We start from the raw sequence: 18,143 nt of genomic DNA, 5'->3' as shown, positions 1-18,143 counted from the left end.
GGAAAGCGCGGTGTTACGGGGCGGTCATGGGGCGACGAAGCTGGCGGTGTCGCCCTCCTGGCCGATCAGCACGGGGTTGGCCCAGTTGGCGCAGACCTGGGCGGGATGCGGGCCCTGCGCGCCCAGCGTGCGCAGGCTCAAGGTGGACAGGCCGCGGATGTCCAGCTCCGGCTTGACCACAGCCGGCGCGCTGACCAGGCCGCTGTCGTAGAGCAGGCGGCCGTCGCCCCAGACCTGGAACTGCAGGCCGCCGGCGCTGCGGCAGGCATCGTCGATGCCCAGGTCGGCGCGCAGCAGGCGCCAGTCGCCGTGCAAGCGCAGGTCGAGGCGGCTGTCGGCGCCCACGCCCAGGCCGCGGCGGAACTGCAGGCCGTTCATGCGCATGCCGGCATCGCCGCGGAAGGCACGGTCGGCGCGCACGCGGCCGTCCAGCGCGGCGGGCAGCGCCAGTTCGGACAGGACGCGCTGCTGCGGCGGCCGCTCCGGCGCCGGGTGCTCGAGGATGTGGAAGGTGGACAGCGCGATCGGGCCGACGTCGCGCGGCTGCAGCGCGTCGAAGGCGCGCGGCCGGCGCTGCGCGGCGATGACCATCGGGTCGTTGCTGTCGGCGCCGTCGCCGTCGGGGTTCTGCACGCTCAGCACGCGGAAGCGCAGCAGGCGGCCGGCGTGCGCCGGGAAGTCGATGCGCTGCACGCCCTCCTGCAGGCGCAGCTGGCCGCGCGCCACCGGCGCGCCCCACTCGCCGTTGCTGTCGCCCAGGTAGACCTCGTAGTCGCGCACCTGGCCGTGCTTCCAGTTCTTGTCGTTGCGCGGCGCCAGCTCGATGCCGTCGATCATCTTGCGCTCGCCGAAGCCGATCACCCATTCGTGCGCGCCGGTGCGCACGGCCTGGTTGCGCACGCTGCGGAACCAGGTGGTCGGGTCGTCGTCGAAGGCGTTCTCCAGCGGGTGCCCCGGCTCCTCGGCCGGGCGGTTGACCACCAGCAGGCTGTCGGCCGGCAGCGCGCGGCCCAGCACCGGTGCGGCCGGATAGGCGTCGTCGGCCGCGGCGGCGGCCACCGCGAAGTCCAGTTGCAGGTGCAGCGGCTGGCGGATGTCCTGCACGGCGGTGCGCACGTGCAGGGTGCCGCGGCGCTCCTTGGCGTCGAAGTACCAGCCTTCGCCGGCGCTGGCGAAGGCGGTGGCGTCGGCCAGCACCGGCAGCGCGCGGTCGCCTGCCTGCACCGACCGCGGCGCCTGCCGCGCGAGCACGCGCAGCGCGTAGCGGCGCTGCGGCAACTGTCCTTCGTAGCGGCCCTGCACCGGGTCGATCCACACCTGCACCGGGCCGCTGCCCTGCGCCGGCGCCTGCACGCGCACCACCTGCGTGCTGGACTCGCCCTGCTGGTAGCGGCGGGTGTTGCCGTCGTCCTCGTACAGCGTGTACTGCGAGACGCCCTGCGGATACAGGTCGAAGGTGACCTCGTCCAGCGGCTTCTCGCCGTCGAACAGCATCGCCGGGTACATCGGCAGGATCGCGCCGGCGCGCACGAACACCGGCAGCGTGGCCAGGTCGACCTGGCGGTCGAGTTGCCGGCCCTGCGCACCGGCCTGCACGCGGCGGCCGTCCCAGTAGTCGATCCAGCCGCCGGCCGGCAGGTGGATGTCGCGGCGCCAGCCGCGGCTGGCGGCCTGGCTGCGGTACACCGGCGCCACCAGCAGGTCGCGGCCGAGCAGGAATTGGGTCTTGTAGGTCTCGTCCTGCGCGTGCGGATCCTGCGGGTCTTCCCACATCAATCCGCGCACCGGCGGCGCGCCGGTCTGCGCGGCGTCGTGCACCAGGCCGTACATGTACGGGGTCAGGCGCATCTTCAACTTCAGGTAGTCGCGGTTGATGCTGCGGTACGGCTCGTCGTACCACCACGGATGCTTGCGCGCGTTCGACGACCAGCCGCTCATGCCCATCAGCACCGGGGTGAAGGCCTTCCACTGCAGGTCGCGGGTGAAGGTCTCGGCGCTGCCGCCGAAGATCGCATCGACGTCGCCGGCGGCATAGGCCATGCCCGACAGGCCGGAGCCGATCAGGGTCGGCACATGCCAGCGGATGTAGTCCCAGCTGCTGCTCTGGTCGCCGGTCCAGGCCACCGCGTAGCGCTGGATGCCGGCCCAGCCCATCACCGTCCACAGGAACGGGCGCGCATCGGAATTGTCGAGGATGCCGTCGTAGGCCTGGTGGTTGGCGTCCATCGCGAACTGGTAGCCCTTGCCGGTCCAGGCCACGTCCAGCTTCTGCACGCGGCTGCCGGCCTTGCCGACTTCCCAGGCGATCTTGTCCACGCCGTCCTCGGTCCACAGGCCGGTGCGGAAACCGTACCGGGCCAGGCCCTGCACGGTCTCCGGCAAGCGCGTGTAGCCGCAGCCGTAGCCGTCGTTGGGCAGGATCCAGCCGCCGGGCATGTCGTAGGCGCGGTACTGCCTGGCCACGCTGTCGACCACGTCCGGGGTGGTCCCGGTAGGGCCGTCGTGCCAGCCCTCGGGCACGGTGCCGGGCTTCTTCGCGTTGTCGCCGTCGTTGTAGCAATCGGCATCGCCGTAGGACAGCGACCAGCGCGCCAGCATGGTCGGACGGCCGGTCAGCCGGGTGTAGCGCTCGATCAGCGCCGGCAGGTCGGCGCCGACGAAGTAGTAGGCGTCGAAGCGGTCTTCGCGATGCAGCAGCGTGGCCTGGTCGGGCTGGCGCAGGTCGTAGCTGCCGTCGCTCCAGGTGTTGCGCAGCATGCCCCAGCCGCGGCTGCTGAGCAGCATCGGTGCCGGGCTCGGGCGATCGCCCTCTTCCCAGCCCCCGGAATACGACACCTCCAGCTCGCGGCCCTTGAACTGGTAGCGGCCGTTCTGCTGGCCGCCGCCGTAATAGGCTTCGTCGGCCTGCGAGGACAGCACCTGCACGCTCTGCGCGGCATCCAGGTCCAGCGGCTGCAGTTCCTGCCACAGCGCGATCGCGCGGCCCTGCTCCACGCGCTCCAGGCGCAGCCGCAGCGGCTGCCGTTGCACGTGCAGCAGCAGCGCGTCGGTGCGCACGCGCAGTTCCTGCGCGTCCTCTTCCAACTGCGCCTGCACCTGGGCCTTGGGCTGCGGCAGCACGATCGGGGTGGCCTTGTCGCCGGCGCCGGTCAGCGTGCCGCGCCGGCCCGCCTGCACGCGGACGATGTCGGCCGCCGGCAGTTCGATGCGCAGGCGCGCGCCGGTGTCGGTCTGCAGGTCCCAGCCGCGCACGCCGTCGCGGCTGTCGCTGGCGGCGACCGCGCGCAGGTTGCCGATCGGCTCGGCAGCGGCAGTGACGGCCGCCAGCAGCAAGGCCGGCAGGGCGGCCGCCGGCAGCAGCGGCGAGCGACGAACGCGATGCTCCACACGACCCCCAAACCCGTTTCCCCGGGCGTTTCGAAAGCGTTGCACCGACTCTAGGCCAGGGATTTGAAAGATGTCAATAAATTGAAAGCAAAAAACAAGATTTATTTTATAGAAACGAAAGATATGGCATCGTATCGCTTTGGTTTTCGCTTCCAAGGCCAGCGAATTCCGCTTGCGACAGCTTGCTCTCGCCGCATCTTTCGTTTCGTTCGCGCCATCAGCGGGAAACGGACACCCGGATAATTTCTTTCTTTTTTCTTTCGATGTTTGACATTTCGAAAGAAAAGCCGGATGGTGCGCTGGCCCAACAGGAACCACCGCATGGACCTCCTTCCGCTTTCTGCTGCATCCGCCTGGCAACGCCTGGGCGGCGCCGACACCGCCCGCGAGATCGCCCAGCAGCCGATGCTGTGGCAGACCCTGGCGCAGGACCTGGCACGGGCCGGCGAGCGCCTGCAGGCCTTCCTCGGCGACCGCCTCGACGATCCGAACCAGCGCGTGCTGTTCACCGGCGCCGGCAGTTCCGGCTTCATCGCCGAGATGGTGGCCGATGCGATCAATGCGCAGTGGCCGGCCGAGGCGCGCGCGGTGCATACCACCAGCCTGCTGACCCACCCGGCGCTGTACCTGCAGCGCACGCGGCCGACCCTGCTGGTGTCGTTCGGGCGCAGCGGCTCCAGCCCGGAAAGCGTGGCCGCGGTGGAACGCGTGCGCAGCGACGTGGACCAGGCGCGCTTCCTCGACATCACCTGCAACGCCGACGGCGAACTGGCCCGCCGCGGCGCCGGCCGCGCCGACACCTGCACCCTGCTGATGCCGGCGGCCAGCTGCGACCGCGCCTTCGCCATGACCAGCAGCCTGACCTGCATGCTGCTGGCGGCGCTGAGCGTGTTCGACCGCGCGCCATGGGAAGCGCGCAGCGCGCGTTTGCAGCGGCTGGCCGAGCTGGCCGGCCGCGGCCTGGCGCAGTGGGACGCACCGGTGGCGGCGCTGGCGCAGCGGCCGTTCGCGCGGGTGATCTATCTCGGCAGCGGCCCGTTGGAAGCGCTGGCGCGCGAGGCCGCGCTGAAGGTGCTGGAACTCACCGCCGGCCGCGTGCTGGCGCTGGCCAATACGCCGCTGGGCTTCCGCCACGGCCCCAAGTCCACGCTCGACCGCAGCACCCTGGTGGTGATGCTGCGCAGCGTGCAGCCGCTGGCGCGCCGCTACGAACAGGACCTGCTGGACGAACTGCGCCGCGACGGCGTGGCCGGGCAGGTGCTGGCGATCGGCCCGCATGCGGACATCGGCGCCGGCGACGACCACACCCTCGCCGTCGCCGGCCTGGACGATCCGTGGCTGGCGCCGCTGTGGCTGGGCTTTGCGCAGTTGTTCGCGCTGCAGCGTTCGGCCGCGCTCGGCCTGACGCCGGACAATCCATTCCCCGACGGCACCGTCAACCGCGTGGTCCAGGGCGTCACCATCCACCATGGCTGAGCCGGGCGCGCCCACCTGCTACGGCCTCGACGTCGGCGGCACCAAGATCGAACTGGTGGCCTGCGACGCCGCGCTGCAGGTGGTGTGGCGGCGCCGCGTGGCCACGCCGCAGGGCGACTACGCCGGTTTCCTGCAGGCGGTGGTGGCGCTGGTGGCCGAGGCCGATGCCGCGCTCGGCCGCCGCGACAGCGCCCTCGGCATCGCCCTGCCCGGGGTGCGCGACCGCCGCAGCGGCCGCCAGCTGAGCGCGAACGTGCCGGCGCTGACCGGCCAGTGCGTGGCGCAGGACCTGCAGGCGCGGCTGTCGCGCCCGCTGCATATCGGCAACGACCTGCAATGCTTCGCGCTGTCCGAAGCGCACGGCGGCGCCGCCGACGGCTATCCCAGCATGTTCGGCGCCATCCTCGGCACCGGTGCCGGCGGCGGCTTCTGCGTGCACGGCCGCCTGCTCGCCGGCTGCAACGGCATCGCCGGCGAATGGGGCCACTGGAGCGTGCCCGGGCACCTGCTGCAGCGCCATCGCCTGCCGCTGCTGGACTGCGGCTGTGGCATGCAGGGTTGCGTGGAGCGCTACGTGTCCGGCAGCGGCGTGGCGGCGATCGCGCGCCATCTCGGCAGCGACGCCGCCGACGCCAGCGCGGTGATCGCCCAGGCCGAAGCCGGCGACGCGCGCGCGCGGCAGGCGCTGGACATCCACCGCGACCTGCTCGGCCACAGCCTGGCCGCAGTGGTGCTGGCGCTGGACCCGCACGTGATCGTGCTCGGCGGCGGGCTGTCGCAATACCGGCCGCTGTACCGGCAGCTGCCCGACGCCGTCGCCGCGCACCTGTTCGCCGGCGTGCAGGTGCCGCCGATCGTGCCGCCGCGCTTCGGCGATGCCGGTGGCGCCCGCGGCGCCGCGCTGCTGGCCTGCCATCCCGCCTATTCCTGAGCCGTCGGAGTTCCCATGTCGCCCTTGCAGACCCTGCTCGCCTCCCACCGCGCCGGCGCCAACGTCGGCCTGTACAGCGTCTGCTGCAGCAACGCGCAGGTGCTGCGCGCGGCGATGCAGGTGGCGCTGGCCCACGACACGCTGCTGCTGGTGGAAGCCACCTCCAACCAGGTCGACCAGTTCGGCGGCTACACCGGCATGACCCCGGCGCAGTACCGCGACTACGTCGGCGCCCTGGCCGAGGCCGAAGGCGTTCCGCGCGCGCGGCTGATCCTGGGCGGCGACCACCTCGGCCCCAATGCCTGGCAGAAGGGGCCGGCCGCCGAGGCCATGGCGCATGCGCGCGTGCTGATCGCGGACTACGTCGCCGCGGGGTTCCACAAGATCCACCTGGACTGCAGCATGGCCTGCGCCGACGACCCGGTGCCGCTGCCCGATGCCATCGTCGCCGCGCGCTCGGCCGAGCTGGCCGAGATCGCCGAGCGCACCGCCGCCGCACACGGCCTGCCGCCGCCGGTGTACGTGATCGGCACCGAAGTGCCGGTGCCCGGCGGCGAAGCCTCGCTGGCCGGTGGCCTGCAGGTGACCACGCCGGCCGCGGCCGCGCAGACCCTGGCGATCCACCGGCAGGCGTTCGACACGCCGGCGTTGCGGGCGGCCTGGCAGCGGGTGATCGCGCTGGTGGTGCAGCCGGGCGTGGATTTCGACCACAGCGCCGTGCACGACTACGACCCGGCCGCCGCCGCCGCGCTGGCCGATTTCCTCGAGCGGCAGCCGCGCATCGTGTTCGAGGCGCACTCCACCGACTACCAGCGCGAGGACGCGCTGCACGCGCTGGTGCGCGACCACTTCGCGATCCTCAAGGTCGGCCCGGCCGCCACCTTCGCCTACCGCGAGGCGCTGTGCGCACTGGCGGCGATCGAGGCCGAACTGCTGCCGGCCGCGCAGTGCTCGTGGCTGCCGCAGGCGCTGGACGCGGCGATGCTGGCGCAACCGGGGGCATGGCAACCCTACTATCAGGGCGACGCGAGCGAGCAGCGCCTGCTGCGCCGCTACTCCTTCAGCGACCGCTGCCGCTACTACTGGGGTGAGCCGGCGGTGCGCGAGGCGGTGGACAGCTTGTTCGCCAACCTGGAACGGCACCCGCCGCCGCTGGTGCTGCTCAGCCAGTTCCTGCCCGAGCAGTACCGTGCGGTGCGCGCCGGCCGCCTCGCCAACACCCCGGCCGCGCTGGTCCAGCACCGCATCGGCCAGTGCCTGGGCGAATACGCCCGCGCCTGCAGCGCCAACCGCGCCGGCGCGCGCCGGCCGCATACGGATGCGGCTGCCGGCGTCGCGGCGAACGGCTAATCTTCCCGGTCGCCCGCGAATCCGAGAATGGCCATGCGCAACACCCGCTCCCGCCGCCAGCAGATCCTGCAGTCGCTGCTCGAACACGGCGCGGTGCAGGTCGCCGACCTGGTCGAACGCTTCGGCGTGTCGGCGGTGACCATCCGCGCCGACCTCAACCAGTTCGAGGCGCAGGGCCTGGCCACGCGCACCCACGGCGGCGCCACGTTGATGCGCACGCCGCCGCAGGAACAGGACATCCACGAGAAGGACGCGCTGAACCTGCCGCTGAAGGACTCCATCGGCGCCTGCGCCGCGCGCATGGTGCAGCCCGGCGCCAACATCATCATCGACTCCGGCTCGACCACGATGACGCTGGCCCGGCACCTGCGCGGGCACCGCGACGTCACGGTGATGACCAACGGCCTCAACATCGCCTGGGAACTGGCCAACGCGCCGGGCATCAACGTGCTGCTCACCGGCGGCCAGCTGCGCCAGCAATCGCTGTCGCTGCAGGGCAGCCAGGCCGAGGCCAGCCTCAACGCCTACGGGTTCGACACGCTGTTCCTGGGCGTGGACGGGCTGGACCTGCAGTTCGGCCTGACCACCCACGACGAGGCCGAGGCGCGCCTCAACCACCGCATGGTCGAGCGCGCGCGGCGCATCGTGGTACTGACCGACGCCTCCAAGTTCGGCCGGGTCAGCCTGCACCGCATCGCCCGCCTGGACCAGATCCACGCCATCATCACCGACGCCGGCATCGACGAGGCCACCCGCGAGGGGCTGCAGCGGCTGGGCATCGAGGTGATCATCGCCGAGCCATCGCCATGACCGATACCCGCTCCCTGCACGGGCGCCTGCTGACCCCGCTGGGCTGGCGTCGCGGCCACGTCCACTTCGACAGCCACGTGCGCCGACTGCAGGTGGACGACCACAGCGGCGGCGACGATCCGCAGCTGCCGCTGATCCTGCCCGGCTTCGTCGACCTGCACGTGCACGGCGCCGCCGGCGTGGACCTGATGCAGGGCGGCGAGGCGGCGCGGCGCATCGCCCGCGCCCACCTGCGCTTCGGCACCACCACCCTGCTGGCGACCACCATGACCGCCGGCGTCGACGAGATCGCGCACGCGCTGCGCGGCGTCGCCGCGACCATGGCCGCGCCCGATGCCGACGCGGCCAGCATCGCCGGCGTGCACCTGGAAGGGCCCTTCATCAGCCCGCAGCGGCTCGGCGCGCAGCCCGACCGCACGGTCGAGGCCAGCCTTGCCCTGGTCCAGCAGTGGCACGCGCTGGCGCCGATCCGGGTGCTGACCCTGGCCCCGGAGATCGGCGCACACACCGCGCTGATTCCGGCACTGACCGCGCTGGGCATCCGCGTGCAGCTCGGCCACAGCGCCGGCAGCTACGAGGACGGGGTGGCCGCGCTGCAGGCCGGCGCGGCCGGCTTCACCCACCTGTTCAACGGCATGACCGGCGTGGACCACTACCGCCCCGGCATCGCCGCCGCGGCGCTGGCGCATGCGCAGTACGCCGAACTCATTCCCGACCTGCAGCACGTCCACCCCGGGGTGATCCGCCTGGCCGCGCGCGCGATTCCGCGCCTGTACGCGGTGACCGACGCCACCGCCGCCACCGGCATGCCCGACGGCGAGTACGCGCTGGGCGAGCAGCGCGTGCACAAGTGCGGCGGCTGCGTGCGCCTGGCCAGCGGCTCGCTGGCCGGCAGCGCGCTGACCATGGACCAGGCGCTGCGCAACCTGGTGCAGGCCGGCCTGGACCTGGCCGATGCCGCGCAGCGCGTGTCCACCTTCCCGGCCGACTACCTGGGCCTGGGCGACCGCGGCCGCATCGCGCCCGAGGCCCGCGCCGACCTGGTGGTGCTGGACAGCGCCCTGCGCCTGCAGCAGGTGGTGATGGGTGGGCGCGTGTTGGATCTGCACGCGCCGCACTGATCGCCGGGCGCTATCTGCCATGCGCAGCAGCGCGCAGGCGTCGCTGGCCGACGGGGTTGCGCGCGGACCGTGCTGCGGACCAGTGCGTGGCAGGCGTCTTCCAGGAAGTGCGCCGGGACGGAAGGGCACCTGCAATCGCCTGCCTTCGCCGCAATCAAGCCGGATGCAGCGTGCACCGCCGCAGGTCGCAGGTCGTAGGAACGGCTTCAGCCGCGACGGGGCATTCCCGGTAACGCCCGTCGCGGCTGAAGCCGCTCCTACAGGAGGCGTTGCGTCGTAGTGGAGGCGCCCTGAACGCCGTCGTGAGCGACCACGCCGGGCATGCTGCCGACGCCATCGGATCGCGCATAAAAAAGGCGCAGCCTCGCGGCTGCGCCAGCGTTCCGCCCCTGCCGGGAGAGAGACGGCAGGGGCGGCCCGTGATCGGGCGACGTGCGCCCCGGATCACTTCACCTCGAACTCCTGCGGCGTACCCGCCGGCTGCCCATTGACGGTGACTTCGGCCTTGTACTTGCCGACCGGCCAGCCCTTGGGATTGGTGAACTGGAAATTGGTGGTCTCGGCGCCACTGGTGTTCAGCGCCTGGCTGAGATCGCCGGCGGTCTGTCCGTCCTGGAACAGCAGCTTGGCGCCGACATTGGCGTTGGTGGCCGAGCCCTCGGTCTTCACCGACACGATGATCGTGTCCTTGCTGCCCAGCGTGGTCAGCGGCGCGACCGACTTGTCGGCGGCGGCGGTGTTGCCGACCGCGATCGCGGCGACGGTCACCACCGTGGCGGCCGGCGCCGACGGCTCGGGGGCGGTCGCGGCCGGGCCCGGCATCTGCTCGGTGGGCGCGGACGAGGTGGGATCGGGCGAGACCTGCTGTTCCTGGTCCTGCTTCTTGCAGCCGGCTAGCGCCAGGGTGCCGACCATGGCGATCAGCAACGGCGAAAACGGGGACATCGAACGGGTTTTCATTGGAACGGGACTCCTGTCGGGGTGGCGAAGGAAACGCAGGGTGGACGGGCGTCAGGTGCCGGCGGGCAGCTTGAGCGTCTGTCCCGGATAGATCTTGTCGGGGTCGGCGAGGACATCGCGGTTGGCCTCGAAGATGCGGGTCCAGGCATTGCCGTCGCCGTAGTGCAGCTTGGCGATCTTGGACAACGAATCGCCGGGCTTGACCACGTAAACCTGCTGCACCTGCTCGGCGGTGCTGTCGACCGTGCCCTGCACGGCGGAGAAGTCCGCCTTCTGCACGACGTCGGCGGTGGTGTCCACCTTGGCGGTGACCGCCGAGAAATCGGCGCGCTTGTCACTGTTCATCGCGTAGCTCCATGCGGGATGGGACGGTGCCACGGTGTCACAGCGTTTGTTAAAAAAGGATCGCGCGGCCGTGAATCGCAGGGACGCGGTTCAGGCGTGGCGCGACGTCGCGGACGTCGTCGCGCCTGGGCTTTGTCCGCTACAGCGCGATAGCGGCCGACCGCACGCCTGCAGCGGCGCGTGGCTCTGACATGTTGGCATCGGCGCACCGCGCGCGCCGCGGCAACGGCTACTGGCGCAGATCGCGCAGGAAGCTCAGCGGCTCGGCCACGTCCGCGGTGGCCCGCCAGGGATTGATGTCCAGGCCGCCGCGGCGGGTATAGCGTGCCTCCACCTGCAGCGACTGCGGGCGGCAGCGCGTCATCAGGTCGTGGAAGATGCGCTCCACGCACTGCTCGTGGAAGCCGGCATGCTCGCGGAAGCTGATCAGGTAGCGCAGCAGCCCTTCGCGGTCGATGCGTCCGCCGCGGTAGCGCACATGCAGCGAAGCCCAGTCCGGCTGGCCGGTGACCGGGCAGTTGGACTTGAGCAATTCGCTGGTCAGGGTTTCCTCGACCACGTCGCCCTCGGCGGCGGAGAGGAAGTCCGGGCGAGGCGGGCCGTAGCAGTCGATGGCGATGTCCAGCACGTCCAGCGATTCGCCCTCGCCCAGCGTGTCGATCGGCGGCAGGCCGAACTCCATCGCCACGTCGGCGCCGGCGCGCGTGGACAGATCGGTGACGATGCAACTGCGCAGCGCCTCGGCGCTGTTGAAGCGCATCGCGTTGAGCGAGTTGAGATAGAGCTTGAGCGACTTGGATTCGATCAGGTTCGGCGAGGCGCACGGCACCTGCAGGGTCGCGGTGGCGACGCAGGGCTTGCCCTGCGCATCGAGCCAGCTCAGTTCGTAGGCGTGCCAGCGATCCACGCCGAAGAACGGCAACGCTCCCGCATCGAGGCCGATCTCGGTCCGCGCAGCAGCGCGCGGGATGGGAAACAGCAGTGCCGGATCGTACTGCGACGGGTAAGCGACCTCGCGACCGAGGCTGGAATCCTGGGGGGTGTTCATGCGGGGCAGTGTAGCGGGCGCGTTCTGGCTGGCAGGTGTATGGGTGGGGATTCGGGAGGGGGGATTCGGGATTGGCAAAAGCGAAGCGGCGCGCGCTTGCGTCGAGGTGCTTGCGTCGCGTCGAGGCGTCATGCGTCGCGACTGAAGTCGCTCCCACAAGAGGCGATCGAGTGCCGCTGTGCAGGAGCGGCTCGGCCGCGACAGCCTTCCCGGTAATGCCCGCCGCGGCTGAAGCCGCTCCTACGGATCCACTCGCGCCACGCTCACGGCACTGCAGCACCGCCGCTTCTACGAATCCCCACCCCCGACTCCCCAATCCCGGCCCATCAGGCCTGCGGCTTCGCCCCCAGATAATCCAACGACACCTGCAGCAAGGCACGCAGACCCACGTCCAGGGCGGTTTCGTCGAGCAGGAACTGCGGCGAGTGGTTGCTGGGCGCGGTCGCCGGGTCGATGCCGGGGCCGGTGGCGCCGACGAAGAAGAACATCGCCGGCGCCTGCTGCGCGTAGTACGAGAAATCCTCCGCGCCCATCTGCAGCGGCGGTTCGTAGACGTTGCCGGCGCCGACCACGGCCTGCAGGCTGGGCAGCATGCGCGCGGTCAGCGCCGGGTCGTTGACCGTGGCCGGGTTGCCGTCCTGGTCGGGCACGTGCGCCTCGGCCTTGGCGCCGTGCGCGGCGGCGGTGTGCTCGGCCACGGTTTTGAGGTCGGCGAAGATCTGCTGGCGCATGCCCTCGTCGAAGGTGCGGATGGTGCCGACCATCTCCACGTCGTCGGGAATGATGTTGTAGCGGATGCCGCCCTTGATCGCGCCGAAGCTGAGCACCGCCGGCTGCTTGGACAGGTTGGCGCGGCGGCTGATCACGCTCTGCGCGGCGCCGATCAGGTCGGCGCTGGCGACGATCGGGTCGATGCCGTTCCACGGCGCCGAGCCGTGGGTCTGGCGGCCGATCACCTTGATGCTGAAGCGGTCCGACGCGGCCATCAGCGGGCCGCCGCGCACGGCGATCTTGCCGGCCTGGACGCTGGAGAACACGTGCAGTCCGAACACCGCCTGCGGCTTGAAGTCGCGGAACAGGCCTTCCTTGAGCATCAGCGAAGCGCCGCCCTCCTCGTTGCCGGGCGCGCCCTCCTCCGACGGCTGGAACACCAGCATGACCTCGCCCGGCAACTGCGCGCGCATCGCCACCAGGGCCTCGGCCACGCCGAGCAGGATGGCGGTGTGGGCGTCGTGGCCGCAGGCGTGCATCACCCCCACGGTCTCGCCGCGGTACTCGCCGGTGGCCTTGGAGGCGAACGGCAGGCCGGTCTGCTCGGTCACCGGCAGCGCGTCCATGTCCGCGCGCAGGGCGATCCTCGGCCCCGGCAGCGCGCCTTTGACGATCGCCACCACGCCGTGGTGGGCGATGCCGGTCTGCGGTTTCAGGCCCAGCGCGCGCAGCCGCTCGGCGACCTTGGCGGCGGTGCGCTCCTCGCGGTTGGACAGCTCCGGGTGCTGGTGGAAGTCGCGCCGCCACTCCACCACCTTGGCCTGCAACTTGGCCGCGGCGGCCGTCACCTCCGGGCGCTCGGCGCTCTGCGCACAGGCCAGGGCGGGGACGGCGAACAGCATCGCGGACAGCAGGCGGGACAGGCGCGGCATGACAGGACTCCAGGTGGGGACGGAACGGGCGTTCAGTCAATGTAGTGCATCGGCGGCCGGCCCGGGGCGGCCGTGGATCCCGCTGCGGGGAAAAAACCCTTGCGAATCCGTGTCAACCGATGCGCCACGGGTGCGTTGCCAGAGCGGACGACCGGCCCTGCCCGCCCGCGGGGTCTGCCCCTTCAGTCATGGTCCAATCGCAACGCGCCGGCGATATGCTTCCTCGCTCGTCACCAGCCACTGCGGGAGGGCCCTCCACCCCGCCTCGCCACAGGAGTTTCCCCGGATGTCGCGTTTCTGGAAGATTGCACTGCTGATCCTCGCAGCGGTGGCCGTGGTGGTGGTGGGGATGCGCGTCATGCGCGGCGGCGGCCACAGGGGCGCCGGCACGGGCGAGGACGGCGATGCCACCCCGGTCCCGGTGACGGTGGTGGCCGCGAGCAGCCAGACCGTGCCGATCTACGCCACCGCCACCGGCACGGCGACCGCGCTGAACACCGTCACCGTCAGCCCGCAGGTCGGCGGCCAGCTGATGAGCCTGAACTTCCGCGAGGGCCAGGAAGTCAAGAAGGGCGAGCTGCTGGCGCAGATCGATCCGCGTTCGCTGCAGGCCAGCTACGACCAGGCCGCGGCGAGCAAGCGCCAGAACCAGGCGCTGCTGGCCACCGCGCGCTCCACCTTCCAGCGCTCCGACTCGCCGGCCTACCGCCAGTACGTGGCCAAGACCGACCTGGATACCCAGCGCAACCAGGTGGCGCAGTACGAAGCGGCGGTCGCCGCCAACGACGCGCAGATGCGCGCGGCGCAGGTGCAGCTGCAGTACACCCGCATCCTCGCCCCCAACGACGGCATCGCCGGCATCCGCGGGGTGGACGTGGGCAACATCGTCAGCACCAGCACCACCATCGTCACCATCACCCAGGTGCACCCGATCTACGTGACCTTCAACCTGCCCGAGATCCAGCTGCAGGACGTGCGCCAGGCGCAGGCGGCGGCGCCGCTGCCGGTGGCGGCGCTGGACCGCACCGATGCGCATCCGATCGCCAGCGACGGCCAGGTCGACGTGATCGACAATCAGATCAGCGCCGACTCCGGCACCTTCAAGGTCCGCGCGGTGTTCCCGAACGGCGACCGGGCGCTGTGGCCGGGCCAGTTCGTCAACGTGCGCCTGACCCTGCGCACCGTGCCCGACGGGGTGGTGGTGCCGACCCAGGCGGTGCAGCGCGGCCCCGATGGCGACTACGTGTACGTGGTGCAGGCCGACAATACGGTCAAGATGCAGACGGTGAAGCAGGGCGCGGAAGTGGGCGACAGCCATGTGCAACTGACCGAGGGCCTGAAGGCCGGCGAGCGGGTGGTCACCGAAGGCCAGTTCCGGCTCAAGCCCGGCATCAAGGTGACCCCGCTGAAGCCGGGCGAGGCGCCGCCGGAGCCGACCGAGGCCGAGCTGAAGGCGGCCGAGGGCAAGCAGCAGCGCGGCGGCGGACGCCGCGGCGGCGGCGGGCCGCGCTGAGCGCGCCGCGCACGCCGGCGACGGCCGTGCCGCGCACGCGCGGCCGGCACGCGCCGGGTCGCCCGCAAGCGACGTTCCCGTCCGGCGCCGCGATCGCGGCGCCGGGCCACGACCGCCGCTGATTCCGCCGTAACTCCCGGCGCCGGCGCGGCCGCGCCGGACTCTCACCAGCAAGGATCCTCCCCGTGGGCTTTTCGACGATCTTCATCCGCCGCCCGATCGCCACCACCTTGCTGATGGCAGGCGTGCTGCTGCTCGGCATCCTCGGCTACCGGCAGTTGCCGGTGTCGGCGCTGCCGGAAATCGACGCGCCCAGCCTGGTGGTGACCACGCAGTACCCCGGCGCCAACGCCAGCACCATGGCCTCGCTGGTGACCACGCCGCTGGAACGCCAGCTCGGGCAGATCTCCGGGCTGCAGATGATGACCTCCGACTCGTCGGCCGGCCTGTCCACGATCGTGCTGCAGTTCGCGATGGACCGCGACATCGACATCGCCGCGCAGGACGTGCAGGCGGCGATCCGCCAGTCCACCCTGCCCTCCTCGCTGCCCTACCAGCCGGTCTACAACCGGGTGAACCCGGCCGACGCGGCGATCCTCACCCTCAAGCTCAGCTCCGACACGCTGCCGCTGCGCGAGGTCAACAACTACGCCGACTCGATCCTGGCCCAGCGCCTGTCGCAGGTGCCGGGCGTGGGCCTGGTGTCGATCGCCGGCAACGTGCGCCCGGCGGTGCGCATCCAGGTCAATCCGGCGCAGCTGTCGAACATGGGCCTGACCCTGGAGGCGCTGCGCAGCGCGCTGACCCAGACCAACGTCAACGCGCCGAAGGGCTCGCTGAACGGCAAGACCCAGTCCTACAGCATCGGCACCAACGACCAACTGTCCAGCGCCGCCGAGTACCGCGACACCGTCATCAGCTACAGAAACGGCGCGCCGGTGCGGCTGTCGGACGTGGCCAAGGTGGTGGACGGGGTGGAGAACGACCAGCTCGCCGCCTGGGCCGACGGCAAGCCGGCGGTGCTGCTGGAAGTGCGCCGCCAGCCCGGCGCCAACATCGTGCAGACCGTGGAGCAGATCCGCGCGATCCTGCCGCAGCTGCAAGGGGTGCTGCCGGCCGGCGTGCACCTGGACGTGTTCTCCGACCGCACCGAGACCATCCGCGCCTCGGTGCACGAGGTCAAGTTCACCCTGATCCTGACCATCGGCCTGGTGGTGGCGGTGATCTTCGTGTTCCTGCGCCGGCTGTGGGCCACGGTGATCCCGTCGGTGGCGGTGCCGCTGTCGCTGGCCGGCACCTTCGCGGTGATGGCCTTCGCCGGCATGTCGCTGGACAACCTGTCGCTGATGGCGCTGGTGGTGGCCACCGGCTTCGTGGTCGACGATGCGATCGTGATGATCGAGAACATCGTGCGCTACATCGAACAGGGCAAGAGCGGCCGCGAGGCCGCGGAGATCGGCGCGCGCCAGATCGGCTTCACCGTGCTGTCGCTGACCGTGTCGCTGGTGGCGGTGTTCCTGCCGCTGATCCTGATGCCCGGCGTCACCGGCCGCCTGTTCCACGAGTTCGCCTGGGTGCTGAGCATCGCGGTGGTGATCTCGATGCTGGTGTCGCTGACGCTCACGCCGATGATGTGCGCCTACCTGCTCAAGCCCGACGCCCTGCCCGAGGGCGAGGACGCGCACGAGCGCGCGGCGGCGGCCGGCAAGACCACGCTGTGGTCGCGCACCGTGGGGCTGTACGAGCGCAGCCTGGACTGGGTGCTGGGGCACCAGAAGCTGACCTTGCTGGTGGCGCTGGCGACCATGGTGCTGACCGTGCTGCTGTACGTGGTGATCCCCAAGGGCCTGCTGCCCGAGCAGGACACCGGGCTGATCACCGGCGTGGTCCAGGCCGACCAGAATGTGGCGTTCCCGCAGATGGAGCAGCGCACCCAGGCGGTGGCCGAAGCGCTGCGGCGCGACCCGGCGGTGACCGGCGTGGCCGCCTTCATCGGCGCCGGCTCGATGAACCCGACGCTCAACCAGGGCCAGCTCAGCATCGTGCTGAAGCCGCGCAGCGACCGCGACAGCCTGGAAGACCTGCTGCCGCGGCTGCAGAAGGCGGTGGCCGGGCTGCCCGGCGTGGCGCTGTACCTGAAGCCGGTGCAGGACGTGACCCTGGACACCCGCGTGGCCGCCACCGAGTACCAGTACTCGCTGTCGGACGTGGACAGCACCGAACTGGCGACCCAGGCCACGCGCCTGACCGAGGCGCTGCGCAAGCGCCCGGAGCTGGCCGACGTGGACAACAACCTGGCCAACCAGGGCCGCGCGCTGGAACTGCACGTGGACCGCGACAAGGCCAGCACCCTGGGCGTGCCGATGCAGACCATCGACGACACCCTGTACGACGCCTTCGGCCAGCGCCAGATCTCCACCATCTTCACCCAGCTCAACCAGTACCGCGTGGTGCTGGAAGTGGCGCCGGAGTTCCGCACCAGCACCGCGCTGCTGAACCAGCTGGCGGTGGCCAGCAACGGCAGCGGCGCGCTGACCGCCAGCAACGCCACCAGCTTCGGCCAGACCACCTCCAGCAACTCCTCCACCGCCACCGGCATCGGCGCGCAGAACACCGGCATCACCGTCGGCAGCGGCGGCACCGTGCCGCTGGCGGCGGTGGCCGAGGCCAAGCAGTCGACCACGCCGCTGGTGGTCAGCCACCAGCAGCAGCTGCCGGCGGTGACCGTCTCGTTCAACCTGGCGCCGGGCTACTCGCTGTCGCAGGCGGTGGCGGCGATCGAACAGACCCGCGCGCAGCTGCAGCTGCCGCCGCAGCTGCATGCCGAGTTCATCGGCAAGGCCGCCGAGTTCACCGGCAGCCAGACCGACGTGGTGTGGCTGCTGCTGGCCTCGGTGGTGCTGATCTACATCGTGCTGGGCGTGCTCTACGAGAGCTACATCCACCCGCTGACGATCATCTCCACGCTGCCGCCGGCCGGCGTCGGCGCGCTGCTGGCGCTGATGCTGTGCGGGCTGAGCCTGTCGGTGGACGGCATCGTCGGCATCGTGCTGCTGATCGGCATCGTCAAGAAGAACGCGATCATGATGATCGACTTCGCGATCGACGCGCGCCGCGAGGGCGCCAGTGCCCACGATGCGATCCGCCGCGCCTGCCTGCTGCGCTTCCGCCCGATCATGATGACCACCGCCGCGGCGATGCTCGGCGCGCTGCCGCTGGCGCTGGGCGACGGCATCGGTTCGGAACTGCGCCGGCCGCTGGGCATCGCCATCGTCGGCGGCCTGCTGCTGTCGCAGCTGGTCACCCTGTACACCACGCCGGTGATCTACCTGTACATGGAACGCGTCTCCGAGCGCGTGCGCGCCTGGCGCGAGCGCCACGCGGCGCGGCATGCGACGGCGGCGGAGGGGCGGGCGTGAGGCGCCGGGAATGGGGAGTCGGGAATCGGGAATCGGAAAGCGGCGTGTCCGCGCGCTGCCGGCTCGTTCACTCCCTGCCGGATCCTCGGAAGACTGACGCCGGGCGCGTGCTGCGATTCCCGATTCCCCATTCCCCATTC

The 18,143-nt window shown here is 71.2% G+C and carries 12 protein-coding genes; 7 read left to right on the top strand and 5 right to left on the bottom strand.

The window, feature by feature from the left end; translation table 11 throughout:
• Nucleotides 1–24 precede the first annotated feature (24 nt).
• The gene (locus tag AC1PME_RS03035) at nt 25–3,387 is read right to left on the bottom strand and encodes a TIM-barrel domain-containing protein (protein ID WP_254460224.1); all 3,363 of its coding nucleotides are present in this window, start codon (nt 3,385–3,387) and stop codon (nt 25–27) included.
• A gap of 321 nt (nt 3,388–3,708) precedes the next feature.
• Between AC1PME_RS03035 and AC1PME_RS03030 the strand changes: the two genes are divergently transcribed.
• Genes AC1PME_RS03030 through AC1PME_RS03010 form a run of 5 tightly spaced genes read left to right on the top strand, consistent with a single transcriptional unit; the run spans nt 3,709 to nt 9,075 of the window.
• Nucleotides 3,709–4,863, top strand: coding sequence for an SIS domain-containing protein (locus AC1PME_RS03030; RefSeq protein ID WP_481097255.1), 1,155 nt, complete (start codon nt 3,709–3,711; stop codon nt 4,861–4,863).
• Nucleotides 4,856–5,794: an ROK family protein gene (locus AC1PME_RS03025; protein WP_481097254.1), complete on the top strand. Its 939-nt coding sequence runs from the start codon at nt 4,856–4,858 to the stop codon at nt 5,792–5,794. The genes AC1PME_RS03030 and AC1PME_RS03025 overlap by 8 nt, the downstream gene beginning before the upstream one ends.
• Before the next feature lie 15 nt (nt 5,795–5,809).
• A complete protein-coding gene (locus AC1PME_RS03020; protein ID WP_481097253.1) occupies nt 5,810–7,144 on the top strand; it encodes a D-tagatose-bisphosphate aldolase, class II, non-catalytic subunit in 1,335 nt (444 codons plus the stop codon).
• Between the two features lie 33 nt (nt 7,145–7,177).
• Nucleotides 7,178–7,954, top strand: coding sequence for a DeoR family transcriptional regulator (locus AC1PME_RS03015; protein ID WP_254460220.1), 777 nt, complete (start codon nt 7,178–7,180; stop codon nt 7,952–7,954).
• On the top strand, nt 7,951–9,075 hold the full coding sequence (locus AC1PME_RS03010; protein WP_481097252.1) for an N-acetylglucosamine-6-phosphate deacetylase: 1,125 nt from the start codon (nt 7,951–7,953) through the stop codon (nt 9,073–9,075). Before AC1PME_RS03015 ends, AC1PME_RS03010 begins: the two co-directional genes overlap by 4 nt.
• 444 nt (nt 9,076–9,519) lie before the next feature.
• Here AC1PME_RS03010 and AC1PME_RS03005 read toward each other — a convergent pair whose 3' ends face one another.
• From AC1PME_RS03005 to AC1PME_RS02990, 4 genes are all read right to left on the bottom strand, one after another.
• Nucleotides 9,520–10,035 (bottom strand): hypothetical protein, encoded by a 516-nt coding sequence (locus tag AC1PME_RS03005; protein ID WP_481097251.1) that lies wholly within the window; start codon nt 10,033–10,035, stop codon nt 9,520–9,522.
• A 51-nt stretch (nt 10,036–10,086) separates the two neighbouring features.
• Complete coding sequence (locus tag AC1PME_RS03000; RefSeq protein WP_254460217.1) at nt 10,087–10,380, bottom strand: LysM peptidoglycan-binding domain-containing protein; 294 nt, start codon at nt 10,378–10,380, stop codon at nt 10,087–10,089.
• A 229-nt stretch (nt 10,381–10,609) separates the two neighbouring features.
• On the bottom strand, nt 10,610–11,428 hold the full coding sequence (gene queF, locus AC1PME_RS02995; RefSeq protein WP_254460216.1) for an NADPH-dependent 7-cyano-7-deazaguanine reductase QueF: 819 nt from the start codon (nt 11,426–11,428) through the stop codon (nt 10,610–10,612).
• A gap of 326 nt (nt 11,429–11,754) precedes the next feature.
• Nucleotides 11,755–13,071: a M20 family metallopeptidase gene (locus AC1PME_RS02990; protein ID WP_307548344.1), complete on the bottom strand. Its 1,317-nt coding sequence runs from the start codon at nt 13,069–13,071 to the stop codon at nt 11,755–11,757.
• A 286-nt stretch (nt 13,072–13,357) separates the two neighbouring features.
• Between AC1PME_RS02990 and AC1PME_RS02985 the strand changes: the two genes are divergently transcribed.
• On the top strand, nt 13,358–14,584 hold the full coding sequence (locus AC1PME_RS02985) for an efflux RND transporter periplasmic adaptor subunit (RefSeq protein WP_254460214.1): 1,227 nt from the start codon (nt 13,358–13,360) through the stop codon (nt 14,582–14,584).
• Nucleotides 14,585–14,769: 185 nt separating this feature from the next.
• Nucleotides 14,770–18,003, top strand: coding sequence for an efflux RND transporter permease subunit (locus AC1PME_RS02980; RefSeq protein ID WP_254460213.1), 3,234 nt, complete (start codon nt 14,770–14,772; stop codon nt 18,001–18,003).
• Nucleotides 18,004–18,143: the final 140 nt, after the last annotated feature.

The sequence above is a fragment of the Xanthomonas sp. NCPPB 901 genome (assembly GCF_056725085.1).
This window is presented reverse-complemented; position numbering and strand designations above follow the sequence as displayed.

What these genes read in the sequence shown, in the direction of transcription:
- AC1PME_RS03030 (WP_481097255.1), top strand. Translation starts at nt 3,709, where the DNA reads ATGGACCTCCTTCCGCTTTCTGCTGCATCCGCCTGGCAACGCCTGGGC.
- AC1PME_RS03025 (WP_481097254.1), top strand. Translation starts at nt 4,856, where the DNA reads ATGGCTGAGCCGGGCGCGCCCACCTGCTACGGCCTCGACGTCGGCGGC.
- AC1PME_RS03020 (WP_481097253.1), top strand. Translation starts at nt 5,810, where the DNA reads ATGTCGCCCTTGCAGACCCTGCTCGCCTCCCACCGCGCCGGCGCCAAC.
- AC1PME_RS03015 (WP_254460220.1), top strand. Translation starts at nt 7,178, where the DNA reads ATGCGCAACACCCGCTCCCGCCGCCAGCAGATCCTGCAGTCGCTGCTC.
- AC1PME_RS03010 (WP_481097252.1), top strand. Translation starts at nt 7,951, where the DNA reads ATGACCGATACCCGCTCCCTGCACGGGCGCCTGCTGACCCCGCTGGGC.
- AC1PME_RS03005 (WP_481097251.1), bottom strand. Translation starts at nt 10,035, where the DNA reads ATGAAAACCCGTTCGATGTCCCCGTTTTCGCCGTTGCTGATCGCCATG.
- AC1PME_RS03000 (WP_254460217.1), bottom strand. Translation starts at nt 10,380, where the DNA reads ATGAACAGTGACAAGCGCGCCGATTTCTCGGCGGTCACCGCCAAGGTG.
- queF (WP_254460216.1), bottom strand. Translation starts at nt 11,428, where the DNA reads ATGAACACCCCCCAGGATTCCAGCCTCGGTCGCGAGGTCGCTTACCCG.
- AC1PME_RS02990 (WP_307548344.1), bottom strand. Translation starts at nt 13,071, where the DNA reads ATGCCGCGCCTGTCCCGCCTGCTGTCCGCGATGCTGTTCGCCGTCCCC.
- AC1PME_RS02985 (WP_254460214.1), top strand. Translation starts at nt 13,358, where the DNA reads ATGTCGCGTTTCTGGAAGATTGCACTGCTGATCCTCGCAGCGGTGGCC.